This is a genomic window from Curtobacterium sp. MCBA15_001, assembly GCF_001864835.1.
In the GTDB taxonomy this organism is placed as follows: domain Bacteria; phylum Actinomycetota; class Actinomycetes; order Actinomycetales; family Microbacteriaceae; genus Curtobacterium.
Genome location: NZ_MJGI01000023.1, coordinates 346,144 through 360,238, shown reverse-complemented (window position 1 = coordinate 360,238; position 14,095 = coordinate 346,144). Strand labels below are relative to the sequence as shown.

17 protein-coding genes are annotated in these 14,095 nt (G+C 73.9%); 9 read left to right on the top strand and 8 right to left on the bottom strand.

Annotation, left to right across the window (positions count from 1 at the left end; genetic code table 11):
• Window positions 1–68: 68 nt before the first annotated feature.
• Both BIU90_RS11040 and BIU90_RS11035 read right to left on the bottom strand, forming a co-directional pair.
• The gene (locus BIU90_RS11040; protein ID WP_254787030.1) at window positions 69–644 is read right to left on the bottom strand and encodes a hypothetical protein; all 576 of its coding nucleotides are present in this window, start codon (window positions 642–644) and stop codon (window positions 69–71) included.
• A gap of 144 nt (window positions 645–788) precedes the next feature.
• Window positions 789–1,898, bottom strand: a complete 1,110-nt coding sequence (locus BIU90_RS11035; protein ID WP_217640913.1) for an LLM class flavin-dependent oxidoreductase — start codon at window positions 1,896–1,898, stop codon at window positions 789–791.
• Window positions 1,899–2,173: 275 nt separating this feature from the next.
• Here BIU90_RS11035 and BIU90_RS11030 point away from each other — a divergent pair, with 275 nt between their 5' ends.
• On the top strand, window positions 2,174–3,082 hold the full coding sequence (locus tag BIU90_RS11030; RefSeq protein WP_071300235.1) for an SDR family oxidoreductase: 909 nt from the start codon (window positions 2,174–2,176) through the stop codon (window positions 3,080–3,082).
• A gap of 60 nt (window positions 3,083–3,142) precedes the next feature.
• On the opposite strand, the gene BIU90_RS11025 is transcribed toward BIU90_RS11030, so the two are convergent.
• Both BIU90_RS11025 and BIU90_RS11020 read right to left on the bottom strand, forming a co-directional pair.
• Entirely contained in the window at window positions 3,143–3,859 is a 717-nt protein-coding gene (locus tag BIU90_RS11025) for an SGNH/GDSL hydrolase family protein (protein WP_175470194.1), read from the bottom strand.
• 303 nt (window positions 3,860–4,162) lie between these two features.
• Complete coding sequence (locus BIU90_RS11020) at window positions 4,163–4,951, bottom strand: NRDE family protein (protein ID WP_071300233.1); 789 nt, start codon at window positions 4,949–4,951, stop codon at window positions 4,163–4,165.
• A gap of 108 nt (window positions 4,952–5,059) precedes the next feature.
• Here BIU90_RS11020 and BIU90_RS11015 point away from each other — a divergent pair, with 108 nt between their 5' ends.
• The 8 genes from BIU90_RS11015 to BIU90_RS10980 all read left to right on the top strand — a co-directional run bounded on the left by BIU90_RS11015 (window position 5,060) and on the right by BIU90_RS10980 (window position 11,756).
• On the top strand, window positions 5,060–6,364 hold the full coding sequence (locus tag BIU90_RS11015; RefSeq protein ID WP_071300232.1) for a phosphopantothenate--cysteine ligase family flavoprotein: 1,305 nt from the start codon (window positions 5,060–5,062) through the stop codon (window positions 6,362–6,364).
• Window positions 6,365–6,432: 68 nt separating this feature from the next.
• Window positions 6,433–6,834 (top strand): hypothetical protein, encoded by a 402-nt coding sequence (locus BIU90_RS11010; RefSeq protein WP_071300231.1) that lies wholly within the window; start codon window positions 6,433–6,435, stop codon window positions 6,832–6,834.
• Window positions 6,831–7,664, top strand: a complete 834-nt coding sequence (locus BIU90_RS11005; RefSeq protein ID WP_139195234.1) for a DUF2071 domain-containing protein — start codon at window positions 6,831–6,833, stop codon at window positions 7,662–7,664. The genes BIU90_RS11010 and BIU90_RS11005 overlap by 4 nt, the downstream gene beginning before the upstream one ends.
• Complete coding sequence (locus BIU90_RS11000) at window positions 7,661–8,098, top strand: DUF1810 domain-containing protein (RefSeq protein ID WP_083403917.1); 438 nt, start codon at window positions 7,661–7,663, stop codon at window positions 8,096–8,098. Before BIU90_RS11005 ends, BIU90_RS11000 begins: the two co-directional genes overlap by 4 nt.
• A 103-nt stretch (window positions 8,099–8,201) precedes the next feature.
• Window positions 8,202–8,852, top strand: coding sequence for a GntR family transcriptional regulator (locus tag BIU90_RS10995; RefSeq protein ID WP_071300229.1), 651 nt, complete (start codon window positions 8,202–8,204; stop codon window positions 8,850–8,852).
• 88 nt (window positions 8,853–8,940) lie between these two features.
• A complete protein-coding gene (locus tag BIU90_RS10990) occupies window positions 8,941–9,423 on the top strand; it encodes a MarR family winged helix-turn-helix transcriptional regulator (RefSeq protein ID WP_071300228.1) in 483 nt (160 codons plus the stop codon).
• 233 nt (window positions 9,424–9,656) lie between these two features.
• Window positions 9,657–10,526, top strand: coding sequence for a phospholipase (locus BIU90_RS10985; RefSeq protein ID WP_254787022.1), 870 nt, complete (start codon window positions 9,657–9,659; stop codon window positions 10,524–10,526).
• Window positions 10,527–10,598: 72 nt separating this feature from the next.
• On the top strand, window positions 10,599–11,756 hold the full coding sequence (locus tag BIU90_RS10980; RefSeq protein WP_254787021.1) for a low temperature requirement protein A: 1,158 nt from the start codon (window positions 10,599–10,601) through the stop codon (window positions 11,754–11,756).
• A 118-nt stretch (window positions 11,757–11,874) separates the two neighbouring features.
• Here BIU90_RS10980 and BIU90_RS10975 read toward each other — a convergent pair whose 3' ends face one another.
• From BIU90_RS10975 to BIU90_RS10960, 4 genes are read right to left on the bottom strand one after another with little or no spacing between them, the layout of a single operon-like run.
• On the bottom strand, window positions 11,875–12,255 hold the full coding sequence (locus tag BIU90_RS10975) for a hypothetical protein (RefSeq protein WP_071300227.1): 381 nt from the start codon (window positions 12,253–12,255) through the stop codon (window positions 11,875–11,877).
• The gene (locus tag BIU90_RS10970) at window positions 12,252–12,926 is read right to left on the bottom strand and encodes a hypothetical protein (protein WP_071300226.1); all 675 of its coding nucleotides are present in this window, start codon (window positions 12,924–12,926) and stop codon (window positions 12,252–12,254) included. Before BIU90_RS10970 ends, BIU90_RS10975 begins: the two co-directional genes overlap by 4 nt.
• Window positions 12,923–13,489 carry an RNA polymerase sigma factor gene (locus BIU90_RS10965; RefSeq protein WP_254787020.1) on the bottom strand — a complete coding sequence of 189 codons (567 nt, stop codon included), beginning with the start codon at window positions 13,487–13,489 and terminating at the stop codon, window positions 12,923–12,925. The genes BIU90_RS10970 and BIU90_RS10965 overlap by 4 nt, the downstream gene beginning before the upstream one ends.
• Window positions 13,490–13,525: 36 nt before the next feature.
• Window positions 13,526–13,987, bottom strand: a complete 462-nt coding sequence (locus tag BIU90_RS10960) for an Asp23/Gls24 family envelope stress response protein (RefSeq protein ID WP_071300224.1) — start codon at window positions 13,985–13,987, stop codon at window positions 13,526–13,528.
• Window positions 13,988–14,095: the final 108 nt, after the last annotated feature.

Here is a 14,095-nt window from a genome sequence, read left to right as displayed (position 1 = left end):
AGCGCGTCAGGCCGAGCGCGCCGAGCCGAGCACGCCAAGCCGAGCCGAGTCGAGCCGAGCCGAGCGCGTCAGGCCGGCTCGTGGATGGTGGTCTCGACGTCGACGACCTGCGGGATGCGCGGCATCGACGCGAACCCGAACCGCACGGGCGGGTCGAGCGGCGCCAGGGACCCCAGGTCCTCCCCCGCCCACGAGCCCCGCACACCGGTGACGTCGTGCGCCCCGGTCACGCCGTAGTACTCGCGGCGGCCGTTCCCCGCGGACCCGGAGGTGCCCGCACCCGGGGCGACGAGTCGGGCGATCGGGTCGATCGCACGGAGCCACCGGGGGTCACGGGCGATCGGCTTCGGCACGACACGCAGCACCCGTCCGAGCGGCGAGATCGCCCCGACGTCGATGCTGGCCCGCAGCTGCCCGGCGTCGAGCTCCAGCCCGGTGGCCGTCCGGCGGGCGGTGACGGGCACGACGTCGACGGCGTCGAAGCGGTAGGTGCCGGACACGTACGCGGCGACGATCTCGTCCGGCGCGAGCAGCACGCTCGACCCGTCGGGCAGCTCCACGAAGACGTCCGTGAAGGCCCCGAACGGCGATCGGTCCCACATGCCGATCACCAGGCGGACGCCGGAGGTCGTCCCCACGCCCATGATCCGACCACGGAAGCGACGTTCGGTTCGTGTGTGACGCGACGGCATGCCGTCGACGCTACGCGGTACCCCCGTGAGACGACGAGACGGACGGGAGGCCCGCCTCCCGTCCGTCTCGCTGCCTCCGGTGCGCGCGGTGCGCGCCTACGGCACCGGGACCGGCTCGGCCAGCAGCTCGCGCACCCGCGGGGCGACGGCGGTGCCGTAGAGCTCGATCGAGCGCATCATGTCTGCGTGCGGCAGGCGACCGGTGGCGTAGCGCATGTCGAAGCGCGTGACGCCGAGGATCCGCATGTTGCGGGCGATCTTCCGCGCGACGGTCTCCGGCGAGCCGACGTAGAGCGACCCGCCGGCCGACAGTCCGGCCTGGTACTGCGCGAGGTCCAGGGGCGGCCAGCCGCGCTCACGACCCAGGCGGTCGGTGACGGCCTTGTGGTACGGCCAGTACCGCTCGGCCGCTTCCTCGTCGGTGGCGGCGACGAACCCGGGCGAGTGCATCGCGATCGGCTGCTGCGGGAGCTCGAGCTGGGTCAGCGCCTGGCGGTACAGGCGCGAGAACGGTGCGAACTGCGCGGGCTGCCCACCGATGATCGCCAGGAACAGCGGCATGCCGTACGACGCGGCACGGATCACCGACTGGGGCGAGCCGCCGACGCCGACCCAGGTCGGGATGGGGCCGTGCTCGAGCTTCGGGTAGACGTCCTGGTCGGTCAGGCTCGCGCGCTTGGTGCCGCTCCACGTGACTGCGTCGCCGCCGCGGAGGGCTGCCCAGAGCTGGAGCTTCTCCTCGAACAGGACCTCGTAGTCGCTCAGCTCGTAGCCGAACAGGGGGAAGGACTCGGTGAAGGAGCCGCGGCCGAGGATGACCTCGGCGCGGCCGTTCGAGAGCGCGTCGACGGTGGCGAAGCGCTCGTACACGCGGACCGGGTCGTCGCTCGAGAGCACCGTCACGGCGCTGCCCATGCGGATGCGCTCGGTGCGGGTGGCGATCGCGGCGAGGACGACCTCGGGGGCGCTGACGACGAAGTCCTCGCGGTGGTGTTCGCCGACGCCGATGAAGTCGATGCCGACCTGGTCCGCGAGCACGGCCTGGTCGACGACGTTGCGGATGCTCTGCGCGTCGGACTGCAGCGAGCCGTCGGCGAGCTCGGTGGCGTCGCCGAAGGTGTCGAGGCCGAGCTGCACCGGGCCGACGCGGTCCGGTGCGGGCGGCGGGACGTCCGAGGGGCGGCCGGTACCGAATGCGTTGCTCATCGCGTCCTCCAAGTGAATGCGTTTGCATGAATCTAGCACGCCCGCGGGCCGCGGTCCAGCGGCGGCGGCTCGGCTGGCGGCTGGCGCGGGTGGCTGGCGCGGGTGGGGGGGGCTGGCGCGTTCTGCGTTCGCACAACTAGTGGCACGCCGAACCACGGAACGGGACGGCGCGACGTGCTTCCGGTTGGTCGAACGCGAACCGCGCCGCCTGGCCCGGCCCGGCATGCGCCGCGCCGCTCGGCTCGCGCGGCGGGCCCGCGTGTACCGTCCCGGGCATGCCGAAGATCCCCGACCAGACCGGACGCCGCATCGTCGTCACCGGCTCGAACAGCGGCACCGGCCGCGAGACCGCCACCCGCCTGGCCGAGGCCGGCGCCTCGGTCGTGATCGCCGTGCGCACGACGACGAAGGGTGACGAGGCAGCGGCGGACATCCGGCGGCGGTTCCCCCACGCCGACGTCGAGGTGCGCGAGCTCGACCTGGCCGACCTGGCGAGCGTGCGGCGGTTCGCGGCCGGGATCCTCGCGGACGACCGGCCCCTGGACGTCCTGGTGAACAACGCCGGCGTGATGGCACCACCGAAGCGCTTCGAGACGGTCGACGGCTTCGAGCTGCAGTTCGGCACGAACTACCTGGGCCCGTTCGCCCTGACCAACCTGCTCATGCCCGCGCTGCTCCGCGCCGAGGCACCCCGCGTCGCGACGATGTCGAGCCTGGCGGCCATGATGGGCCGGATCCGCTTCGACGACCTGCAGTGGACCCGGCGGTACTCCCCGTTCCGCGCCTACGCCCAGTCGAAGCTGGCGGACCTGCTGCTCGCGCTGCACCTGCACACGCTGTCGGTCGAGCTCGACTGGCCCCTCGTCTCCACGGCCGCCCACCCCGGCTACACGCGCACCAACCTGCAGGCGGCGGGACGTTCGCTCGGCGGCTCACGACCGGTCCCCGGCGGGCAGCGGGCGATGCCGTTCAACCAGGGCGTCGAGCAGGGCAGCGAGCCGCTGTTGTTCGCCGCGGTGGGGCGCTCGGCGGTCGGCGGCGCCTACTACGGACCGTCCGGGCCGTTCGGCATGACCGGCCCGACGACCACGGTGTCGATCCCGGGCCCAGCGCGGAGCACGGACCTCGCGCGCAGCCTGTGGGCCGTCGCCGAGGACCTCACCGGGACCTCGCTCCCCGCCTGACCCGAGCGCACCACACCGGACAGGAGGCGCGTGGCGGGGCCGCCACGCGCCTCCTGTCCGTCAGAACCGCACGTGGTCCTTCGCGAACGCGGCGGCCACGTCAGAGGCGATCGCCTGCTGCCCCTCGACCGTCGGGTGCACGTCGTCCGACTGCATCCAGTCCTGGTGCCCACGCAGGGGTTCGCCGATGTCGACGTACTGGCCACCCTCGTGGCGGATCGCCTTCCGCAGCGCCTTCGAGATCACGGCGAGCTGCGCGGGCGGAGCGTCCTGGTTCCAGATCGCGCTCAGGCCGATCAGTCGCGCTTCGGGCAGGCGTCGGTGCACGTCGGCGACGACCTGGTTCGTGGCGCTGCGGATCTCGGCGTCGTCCATCCCGAGGTCGTTCGAGCTGGCCTGCACGAACACCACGGCGGGCCGGAGCTCCACCGCGCGCTTGACCAGCGTCGGGTAGGCGCTGGCGCAGTCGTCGTCGTCCCCGACCGCGGCGACGCCCGCACCGTCGCACGACAGGTTCGTCAGCGCCCAGTGGTGCTCGTCCGCCAGCAGCGCCGGCCAGGCCTGAGCGTCGGTGAGCCCGTGACCGCCGCTGATCGAGTCCCCCACGACGACGATCCGTGCGTGCGGCGCGTGGTCCCACGGGCGCGAGGCCGCCGTCGTCGCCGACGCCGACACCCGGGGCGCCGCGACGGAGGAGTCCTCGGAACAGGCACCGAGCGCGAGCACGGCGAGGGTCGCCGCGGTGGCGGCCAGCAGGGTTCGGTGTCGGGTCCTCACGGGCGGGGACGGTACGCGCATGCGCTGCTGCGGAGCGGGTGCGGCGTACCCCGTCCGCTTCCGGTGCGCTCAGGCGCGGGGCGAGGGGCGCGGGGCGCCGGGCGCCGGGCGCGGGGCCCGGGGCCCGGGGCCCGGGGCCCCGGGCCCGGGGCCGGATCGCACCCCGCTCCGGACATCGCACCCCGGTGCACCGGGGTGCGATGTCCGCCCGGGGGTGCGGAGCGGGCGCCGGACGCCGGACGCCGGCGGCGGCGGGCGCCGGCCGGCGGACGCCAGCGGCGGCGAGCGTCGCCGCCGCCGGGGTCAAGCGCGGTGGAGCTCGACCGAGCCGTCGATGTCGCCGGGGTCGGCCAGCCGGGCGTGCTGCAGCACCGTGCGCTCGGGTCCGACCGCCGCGGCGACGATCGACAGCGTGGCGAAGTGCCCCTCCGGCTCGACGGTGTCGCGCAGGATGGCGTCCGGGTCGTCGGCGGGCAGTGCCGCGGAGTCGGCGAGGACCCGGAACCAGGGACCCCAGCCGTCGCCGGCGTCCGTGCCCGCGTCGGCGGCCCGCAGCTCGTCGAACGGCGCCAGCACCGGCGGACCGGAGGGCGCCTGGGCAGCGCGGAACACGTCCAGCCATCGGCCGATGCGCGGCGCGGCGGGGTCGTCCGGCTCCCCGTGGGTGACCATGTGCACGCCCGGGCCGAGGACCGTCGTGCGCACGTGCTCGCCGTCCCACGACACGACCGACGCCCCGGTCGCCGTGGCCCGCACGAGGTTGAACGCCCGGGTGGTCGGCGCGGTGCCGTCGTGGCCGGGGACCGCTCCCTGCAGCGCGTCGAGGGGCAGCACCCCGCGGGTGGTCCAGGTGCCGTCCGTCGCGGGCGTCGCCTCCCAGCGGTTCAGCACGACGGCCAGTCCGGCGTCGTCCGACGCGGCGAGCCACGCGCCGCCGGCCTCACGGTCGCGGACGCCGCGCAGGGCCGGGTCGCGCTCGGGCCACCACGCCGCCGGCGGGTCCCACGGCCGACTCGGAGACTCGTCCCGCATCGCGAGCATGGTGACGGGCCAGTCCGATCCGGGATCGACGCGGACGACGACGGTGCACATGCCGACGATCCTCGCACGCACGCACGACGCCCGAGCACGCACGTGCCCGGGCACGCCCGCCGTCCGGGCACGCGCAGCCCGACACCCTGCCCGGGTAGCGTGGGCCCCGTGAACGGAGCACCCGCAGCACGCAGGACCATCGTCGTCGGCATCACCGGAGGCATCGCGGCCTACAAGGCGGTGCAGGTCGTCCGGGGCTTCGTCAAGGCCGGCCACGACGTGCACGTCGTCCCGACCGAGGGCGCGCTGCGCTTCGTCGGCCTCCCCACGCTCGAGGCCCTGAGCCGGAACCCCGTCACGACGAGCGTCTTCGAGGACGTCGCCGAGGTCCGCCACGTGTCGCTCGGACAGCGGGCGGACCTGGTCGTGGTCGCCCCGGCCACCGCGGACTCCCTGGCGCGGATGGCCACCGGCTTGGCGGGCGACCTGCTCGGCACGACGCTGCTGGCCACCGAGGCCCCCGTCGTCGTGGCGCCGGCGATGCACCCGCAGATGTGGGAGCACCCGGCGACCCGGGCGAACCTCGCCACGCTCCGCGGTCGTGGCGTGCACGTGGTCGGCCCCGAGGTCGGCGCCCTCACCGGCGACGACGCAGGCATCGGCCGGATGTCCGAACCCGAGGACATCGTGACGGCAGCCCTGGCGGTGCTGGACCAGACGACGGACGCACGACGGCCCACGCACGGCGAGCCGGGCCTCCCGTCCGTGCCCGGAGCGGCCGGGGGCGCCCGCGGCGAACGGGGCGACCTGGCAGGCGTCCGTGTCGTCGTCAGCGCGGGCGGCACGCGCGAACCGTTCGACCCGGTGCGCTTCGTCGGCAACCGGTCCAGCGGCCGCCAGGGTGTCGCGCTCGCGACGGCCGCCGCGGCCCGTGGGGCGGACGTGACGCTGGTGGCGGCCAACCTCGACGGCGGCCTGACCGCCGGACTCGACGCGCACGTCGTGCCGGTCGGCTCCGCGCTCGAACTCGCCGACGCCGTGCACGCCGCAGCGGCCGACGCGGACGTCGTCGTGATGACCGCCGCGGTCGCCGACTACCGACCGGCCGAGGTGCTGTCGGAGAAGCTCAAGAAGGACGCCCAGGGCGAGCGGATGTCGCTCGAACTCGTGCGGAACCCCGACGTGCTCGCCGACCTCGTGGCGAACCGCCGCACCGGGCAGATCATCGTCGGGTTCGCCGCCGAGACCGAGCCGGACCGGGACGCGCGCATCGAGCTCGGCCGCGCCAAGATCGCCCGGAAGCCCGCCGACATGCTCGTGGTGAACCGGGTCGGCTGGTCCGAGGGCTTCGAGCGCGAGGACAACGCGATCGAGGTGATCGTCCCCGGCGGCGAGGTCGTCCGGGCGGCCTCGGGCTCCAAGGCCGAGGTCGCCGCCGTCGTCCTCGACCTGGTGGCGACCGCCCTGACGTAGCGAGCGCCGGGGGCCTTGTCTGTGCCGCTTCTGGGAGACCGGGCGGTGCACCGGGCCACGATGGGCCCATGGGACGACGCTCCGCACGCGCCAGACGCGCCACCAGGACCGCGGGCGCACTCGCGCTCCTGCTCGGCGGCGCCGGCGTCACGCACTTCCTCCGCCCGCGCGGCTACGACCGCATCGTGCCGGACGGCCTGCCGCCACGGACCACGACGCTGCTGTCCGGCGCCGCGGAGCTCGGCATCGCGGCGGGCCTGCTCGTCCCCGCGACCCGTCGGGCCTCCGGCCTGGCCGCCGCGGCACTGTTCGTCGCGGTCTTCCCGGCGAACGTCACGATGGCGAAGGGCCTGCTCGACAGTCCCAGGTCCACCCGGGCGATGCGCCTGGTGTCGGTACTGCGACTCCCCCTGCAGGTGCCCCTGGTCGTGTGGGCGCTGCGCGTCGGTCGGCACGCACCACGCCGATGACCCACCCCTCCCGCGAACGGGCGTCGGTCCCGCTGGTCCACCGGCCGGTCACGGTCCACGCCTGGGAGGACGTCGTCTTCGCGCACTGGCGGCACGAGCCCGCGTCCCTGGCGCAGCTCGTCCCGCGCGGCACGCGTCCGGACGTGGTCGACGGCAGCGCCTGGGCCGGGCTGACGGCGTACGTGTTCCGCGAGACCCGGGTCCCGCCGTTCCCGCCGTCGGGTCGGCTCGGCTCGATGACCGAGGTCACGATCGAGATCCTGACGGTCGACGACCATGGCCGGCGCGGGGTCGCCTACCGCACGGTGGACACCGCGAACGTGCCCGCGATCGTCGCGGCGCACGCGCTCCTCGGCGTGCCGTACACGTTCGCCCACGCGCGGGGGAAGCGCCGCGGGGACGCGCTGCGGTACCGCTCGGTGCGGCACCCGGAGCGCTCCGGTGGTCCGCTCGCCCGGGTCCGCGGTGCCGCCGGGGCGCGGGTATCGGCAGCGGCGCAGCGGGTCGGCGCCACCGGGCTCCTGCCGGGAGGCCCGGCGCACCCCCGCCACGGCGCCTCCGTCCGGGTCGTGGCCGGCGAGGTCACGGACAGCCCGTTGGCGACGGAGCTCACGACACGCGCTGGCATCCACGCGCGGCTGCTCGCGCAGACGGTGTTCTGGCAGCGGCAGCACCCGCCGCTGACCCTGCGTGCCGCCACGCTCGAGCGCCTGGAGGGCGACCTGCCCGACGCCGTGGGGATGTCCGGGCTGTTCGACCGGGCGCCGGACTCGCTCCTGGTGCTCGACGGCACGACCGTCCGGTACGCGTGGGGGGACGTGGTGCGGTGAGCGAGCACGTCGAGCGCTTCGACCTCGAGCGCTTCGTGCGGGCGCAGGAGGGCATGCACGAGGTGGCAGCCGCCGAGCTGCGTCGTGGCCGGAAGGACTCGCACTGGATGTGGTTCGTCTTCCCGCAGCTCGCCGGACTCGGGCGGAGCGCGACTGCCGCGCGCTACGCGATCAGTGGCACGTCCGAGGCCCGCGCGTACCTGCGGCACCCGGTGCTGGGCCCCCGGCTGGCCGTGATGACCGACCTGGCGACCACCGCGCCGGCGTCCTCGGTCGAGGCCCTGATGGGCGGGATCGACGCGGTGAAGCTCCGGTCCTCGATGACGCTGTTCGCCGCGGTGGCCGACGACCCCGCGCCGTTCCGTGCCGCGCTCGACCGGTGGTGGTCCGGCCGGCCCGACCCCGTGACGCTCGACCTGCTCGGAACACACTGACACTCCGGGCACCGAGCGGAAGACCGCTCGTATGTCAGGTATCGTCGGCGGTGCGTCTGCCCTGACCCGTCGGGCGACCGAACCCGATCCCGAAGGAGCCGACATGCCGGTCCCCAGCAGTGCCCCCACCGAACACCAGCTGCTCCGCGACACCGTCCGGCAGAAGATCCACGCCGCGATCATGGACGGCACCCTCGAACCCGGAGAGCGCCTCAACGACGACGAGCTCATCGCCTGGCTCGGTGTCTCCCGCACCCCGATCCGTGAAGCCCTGAGCCAGCTCGCCCGCGCCGGCCTGATCGAGATGGCACCGAACCGGTACACGCGGATCACCACGCCCGACCCCGAGGCGGTGATCGAGGCGCTGCAGACCCTCGGCGTGCTGTTCGGCGGCGTGGTCCGTCTGGCCGTCCCCCGACTCTCGAAGAGCTCGCGGAAGAAGATCCTCGCCGCCCTCGACACCACGATCGCGGAGCTGACCGCACACGACGTCCGCGCGGTGAACACCGACGCCCTCGGGGTCTTCGCGCTCTACGTCGCCGAGTGCGGCAACGCCGATCTGCAGCGCGTCTGCGCCGACGCGATGGACGGACTGGCCTTCCGGCTGCGCCTGCCGAACCTCGACGAACTGGTCGACTGGGACCGGATGACGGAGGACTTCCGGCGGCTGCGCACGGCGACCGAGAACGGCGACAACATCGCGGCCGAGCTCGCGACCGAGGCCATCCACCAGCTCCCAGGTGAGAAGCACTGACCGGGTTGCTGTCCGTTCGTACAGGAACGGCCCGTCGAGGGACCCGGTAGCATCGGCTCGACCATCGGACGATCCCCCGGAGCACCACATGAGGCAGCACCAATCGGACCACCCGGTGGCGCAGACAGACCGCACCGAGATCGCCGCCCGCCTGGCTGCCGCAGTCGGCCGGATCAACCGGCGTGCCCGCTCGGACTCGGCCGCGCTCGGCTACGGGATCGTGTCCGCGCTCGCCACGATCCAGCGTGAGGGACCGCTCCGGCCGGGTGACCTCTCGCGGCTCGAGGTCGTCACGAAGCCCACGATGACGCGGATCCTGACGGAGCTCGAGCAGCGTGGCTTCATCGCGCGCGAGGCCGACCCGACCGACGGCCGCGCCTTCATGGTGAGCATCACCCCCGAGGGCACGGCCGCGGTCGAGGAAGCCCGGTCCCAGCGCACAGGCATCGTCGCCGAGCTCATCCACGACCTGCCCGTCGCAGACCTCGACGCCATCGCCGGAGCACTCGACGCGCTCGAACGCGTGGCCCAGGGGCAGCGCACCCAGGACATCCCCAGCTCGCAGGGCTGAGTCGGCCGTTACCGAACCGTTACCAGAGGGTGGACGGACGGTTCTGCCAGTCTTCCTGGACGCGCTGCCCAGGGTCGTCCCGCATCGTGGCCGCTCCGCCATCGCGGCAGCCGCCCCACACGGCCGCCCGGCGGACGGACGGGCCCCACGCCACCGTCCGGTCTCCCACGGTCCCGCCGTGCTGCCTGCGACGACGCAGTGCGCTCGGTCGTGCCGCCCGACACCCGGAAACGATGCCAGCTCCTCTCCCCGAATCCCCCACGCCCACTGCCTCCACCCGTCGAGCCGCGCTCGACACCCCCTCCCGTCGGATCCGCCGCACGCTCCGCAAGCGTGGCGTGCTGTTCGCGAGCGGTGCCGCCGTGCTCGTCGTCGCCGGCGGCGCACTGACCGTCGGGACCCAGCCCGCGATCGGCGAGGCGATCGGCATGCCCACCGCAACGTCGACCGCCGCCCCGGCACTCTCGGGGACCGCGCTCGACCGTGCCCAGGCCGCCGCGACCATCACGACGGCGAAGACCGTGCTGGCCGACGCCAACGACAAGACCGACACCCAGGTGCTGCAACGCCGCATCAGCGCGCTGTCCGACTACCCGCAGCTCTCCGGGGCGGCGATCAGCGACCGCATCCAGTCGACGGTCGACACCGTGCAGGACGTCGCCCAGGCGAGCGCCGACCAGGACAAGCAGGACGCTGACGCAGCGGTCGCCGCAGCAGCTGCGGCCCAGGCGAAGGCCGAAGCGGACGCCGCCGCGGCCGCAGCAGCCGAGGCCGCCGCGGCCCAGGCCGCAGCGAACACGCCGGCCGGCGCCAAGGCCACCGCGGCCTCGCTCGCCTCGTCGCAGTACGGCTGGGGCTCGGCGCAGTTCCAGTGCCTGAACAACCTGTGGACCAAGGAGTCGGGTTGGGACTACCAGGCGTACAACCCGTCCGGCGCCACCGGCATCCCGCAGGCCCTGCCCGGCTCGAAGATGGCGACGATCGCCTCGGACTGGCAGAGCAACGCGACCACCCAGGTCACCTGGGGCCTGAAGTACATCAAGGACGCCTACGGCACGCCGTGCGCGGCCTGGAGCCACTCGCAGGCCACGAACTTCTACTGAGCCCGCACCGCACGGTGCGCCACGACGGGTCCAGGGTTCCGCCCGGGGCCCGTCGCGGTGTAGGCATGCTCCGTGACGACGACGATCGGCCTCCGCCGCATGCGCCCGCGCGACCCCGCCGAGGGGCACCGCGCCGCCAGTCCGCTCGAGCTGCTCTTCGACCTGGTCTTCGTCGTCGCCGTCGGGTTCGCAGCGGCCGACCTGCACGAGATCGAGGCCGAGGGGCACGTCTCCACCGCGGTCCTGGTCTACGCGTTCGTGTTCTTCGCGATCTGGTGGGCCTGGATCAACTTCACGTGGTTCGCGACCTCGTTCGACACCGACGACTGGCTCTACCGCCTCACGACGTTCGTGCAGATGGCCGGGGTGCTCGTCCTGGCCGCCGGCATCGGTCCCGCGATGCACGGCGAGGCCCCCGACGTCATGGTCATCGGGTACGTGGTGATGCGCCTGGCCCTCGTCGCGCAGTGGATCCGGGCTGCGGTGTCGGCCCCGCAGTACCGCACGACCGCCAGCACCTACGTCGTCGGGGTCGTCGTCGTCCAGGTGCTCTGGGTCGCCCTGCTCGCGGTCCCCGGGGAAGCGCGACCGTTCGTCGTCCCGCTGCTCGTGCTGCTCGAACTGCTCGTGCCGGTGTTGGCCGAGTCGCGCGGTGCGACGACCCCCTGGCACACGCACCACATCGCTGAGCGCTACGCCCTCTTCACGCTGATCGTCCTGGGTGAGGGTCTGGTGGCCTCGGCGAACGCGGTGATCGACGGCCTGCACCGCGCCGAGCACCTCGGTCCGCTCCTCACCCTGGCCGGCGGCGGACTCGTCATCGTCGCCGGGCTCTGGTGGATCTACTTCGCGCGCGAGCAGCACGAGCACATCCGCGGTCTGCCGAGCGCCCTGCTGTTCGGGTACGGGCACTACCTCGTGTTCGCCGCCGCAGCCGCACTGCCGGCAGGCATCGAGGTCGCCGTCAGCGCCGACGCGGGTGAGGCCGACCTGTCCGCACCGTCCGTCGCCGCGACGATCGCCGCGCCGGTGGCGCTGTTCGTCGCCGCGGTCTGGGCCCTCGCGCTCCGTCCGGCGCTGGGGCGCCGCTGGAACGTCGCCGTGCTCGCACTCACGGTCGTGGTGCTGGCCAGCATCGCGGTGCCGCGGGCGTCGCTCGTGGTGACCGCGCTGGCGGTCGCCGCGATCGTGGTGGTCCTGGAGGTCGCGGAGCGCAGACCGGCACGGTGACTCCCTGGCGCGGACCGCTCAGCGGTGACGCGCCAGCGGCACGCGGGACGCGCCGACCGAGCCTGCGAGGGAGGGCGTGCGGGCTGGCACCGGGCCTCCCGTCCGGCCGTGGCGTGCGTCAGCCGACGCGCGCGACCCGGACGTCGACGCGCGAGAGCGCGTGCCCGGCTGCCTCGGCGGCGGCGAGCGCCGCGTCGTGCACGGCGCGGGCGACCTGCGGGGCCGGTGCGAAGCCGTCCGTGGCGATGACGACCCGCAGGACGTCGCCGTCCACGACGACCCGCGGCGGCTCGCCCCGCGCCGAGATGCGCTGCACGGCCGCGACGGCGCTCTGCAGCGTGGGCTTGGCCCGGTACAGCTCGGCGACGCCCGGGACGCCGAGCACTGCGGACTCGACCGCGTCGACGGCGTCGGGCGACCAGGACTCGTTCGTCTGCGGGGCGGGCTCCGTGGGTTCCCCGGTCTGGTCGCGCTCCGCGGTCTGGTCGGTCTCGCTCATGCTCCCGCCTCCGTCTCGTCGATGTCGGTGTCGGTGTCCGTGTCGATGTCCGTGGTGCGGTCAGCCTGCTCGGCGTCACGTCCGACCAGCAGGTCGCGGACCACGACGTCGACCGCCTCGACCACCAGGTCGGTCTGTTCGTGCAGCGTCTGGTCGACGGCGGTGCGGACCAGGTCGGCGGTCGCGTGGATCGCGGGACCGACGACGATCGCGACCTCGACGGTGACCCGGACCGGGGCGAGCAGCTCGGTGACGTCCCCCTCGATCGCGCAGCGGGCGACGACGATGCCGGGGACCGAGTCACCGGCGCGACGGACCAGCGAACGGATGGCACCCTCGGTCATCACCGGGTGCTCGGTCGGCGAGGCCGACTTCAGCGGGACGTCGCGGCCGGAGCGGGCCTCGATCGAGATGTTCGCGAGCACCCCGCCGATCCAGGACTCCGTGGCGGGGGCCTCGGACCGGGCGGCGGACTCCAGCGAGCCGAGGGAGGCGGCACGCAGGCGGATGATCGCCGCGAGGGCGTTCTGGCAGGCGGGTGAGTCGTCGATGCTCGGGTCGGCGGGCTGCATGCCGGCGTCGAGGTAGTCGGCGAGCTCGTCGATCGAGTGGCCGTCGAGGTCCCCGGGTTCGAGGGACGCGAGCGTGGCGTCGTCGGGCAGTTGGGTCATCGCCAGCCCTCCATGAGACTGATCATGTTCTTCCTGGCGCGGGACAGCAGCCCGCGCACGGTCGACAGCGGCACGTCGAGCTCGGCGGCGATCTCCTCGTACGAGTACCCGAGGAGCTCCTTCATCAGCCAGCACCGTCGCTGGGCCTCGGGCAGGGACTCGAGCGCCACCTCGACCGCGTGCTCGCGGTCGTGGGCCTCCGCGACCCGCTCCGGCGCACCGTCGGACGGTGCCGCCACCTCGATCTCGGTGACGTCGTCGTGGTCCCGGCGTGCCCGGATGCGGTCGAGGCACTTGCGGCTGAGGATGCGCATCAACCACGCCTTCACGTGCGCGCGGTCCTCGAGCGAGTCGAGACGGTTCCACGCGGTGATGAAGGTCTCCTGCACGACGTCGTCGAGCTCGTCCGTCGACCCGAGGGTCCGACGTGCGTAGGCGCGCAGCAACGGCGTGTGGCGGCGGATCAGGACCTCGAAGGCCCGGACGTCTCCGTCGGTCGACCGCCCGGCGAGGACGCCGTCGTCGAGGTCGACCAGGGCCGTCCGGGGTGGTGGGTGGTGCACGGTTCGCATCCTCCATGTCGCGGGTGCGGTCGGGGGTCAGGACACGCGGGACCCGCTCTCGCCGGCGTCGTCGGTGTCGACGTCGGGCATGTGGACATCCTGCACCGTCACGTTGACCTCGACGACCGCCATGCCGACGATCTGCTCGAGTGCTCCGGCGACCGCGGAGCGCACGTCGTCGGCCAGACGCTGCAGCGGCACGGGGTACTCCGCGACGATGACGACGTCGGCGGCGATCTGTCGCTCGCCGACCTCGACCCGGATGCCCTGCCCGTGGTCGCGCTGCCCGATCGCGTCGCGGACGGCGCCGATCGCCCGGGCAGCACCGCCGCCGAGGCCGAAGACGCCGGGCACCTGGCGGGCGGCGATGCCGGCGACCTTCTGCACGACGGCGTCCTCGATGACGGTGCGGCCGTTCGCGCCGGCTGCGGCCGCGCCCTTCGTGAGGGAGGTGTTCGGGGAGACCGTGCTCGGGGTGGCGCTGTTCGGGGTGGCCATGGTGGGCTCCTGCTCTGGTCGTGGTGCGCGGCGGACCGTCGCGCTGCGCGACGGGGTGTCGCGTTGTCCCTGTGACGATCGTCCCGGCCGAGACGTCACACTCGCCAG

Coding starts and splice junctions, on each gene's coding strand:
- BIU90_RS10975 (WP_071300227.1), bottom strand. CDS start 12,255: ATGAGCGAGACCGACCAGACCGCGGAGCGCGACCAGACCGGGGAACCC.
- BIU90_RS11035 (WP_217640913.1), bottom strand. CDS start 1,898: ATGAGCAACGCATTCGGTACCGGCCGCCCCTCGGACGTCCCGCCGCCC.
- BIU90_RS11010 (WP_071300231.1), top strand. CDS start 6,433: ATGGGACGACGCTCCGCACGCGCCAGACGCGCCACCAGGACCGCGGGC.
- BIU90_RS10970 (WP_071300226.1), bottom strand. CDS start 12,926: ATGACCCAACTGCCCGACGACGCCACGCTCGCGTCCCTCGAACCCGGG.
- BIU90_RS10990 (WP_071300228.1), top strand. CDS start 8,941: ATGAGGCAGCACCAATCGGACCACCCGGTGGCGCAGACAGACCGCACC.
- BIU90_RS11005 (WP_139195234.1), top strand. CDS start 6,831: ATGACCCACCCCTCCCGCGAACGGGCGTCGGTCCCGCTGGTCCACCGG.
- BIU90_RS10995 (WP_071300229.1), top strand. CDS start 8,202: ATGCCGGTCCCCAGCAGTGCCCCCACCGAACACCAGCTGCTCCGCGAC.
- BIU90_RS11040 (WP_254787030.1), bottom strand. CDS start 644: ATGGGCGTGGGGACGACCTCCGGCGTCCGCCTGGTGATCGGCATGTGG.
- BIU90_RS10960 (WP_071300224.1), bottom strand. CDS start 13,987: ATGGCCACCCCGAACAGCGCCACCCCGAGCACGGTCTCCCCGAACACC.
- BIU90_RS11020 (WP_071300233.1), bottom strand. CDS start 4,951: ATGTGCACCGTCGTCGTCCGCGTCGATCCCGGATCGGACTGGCCCGTC.
- BIU90_RS11030 (WP_071300235.1), top strand. CDS start 2,174: ATGCCGAAGATCCCCGACCAGACCGGACGCCGCATCGTCGTCACCGGC.
- BIU90_RS10985 (WP_254787022.1), top strand. CDS start 9,657: ATGCCAGCTCCTCTCCCCGAATCCCCCACGCCCACTGCCTCCACCCGT.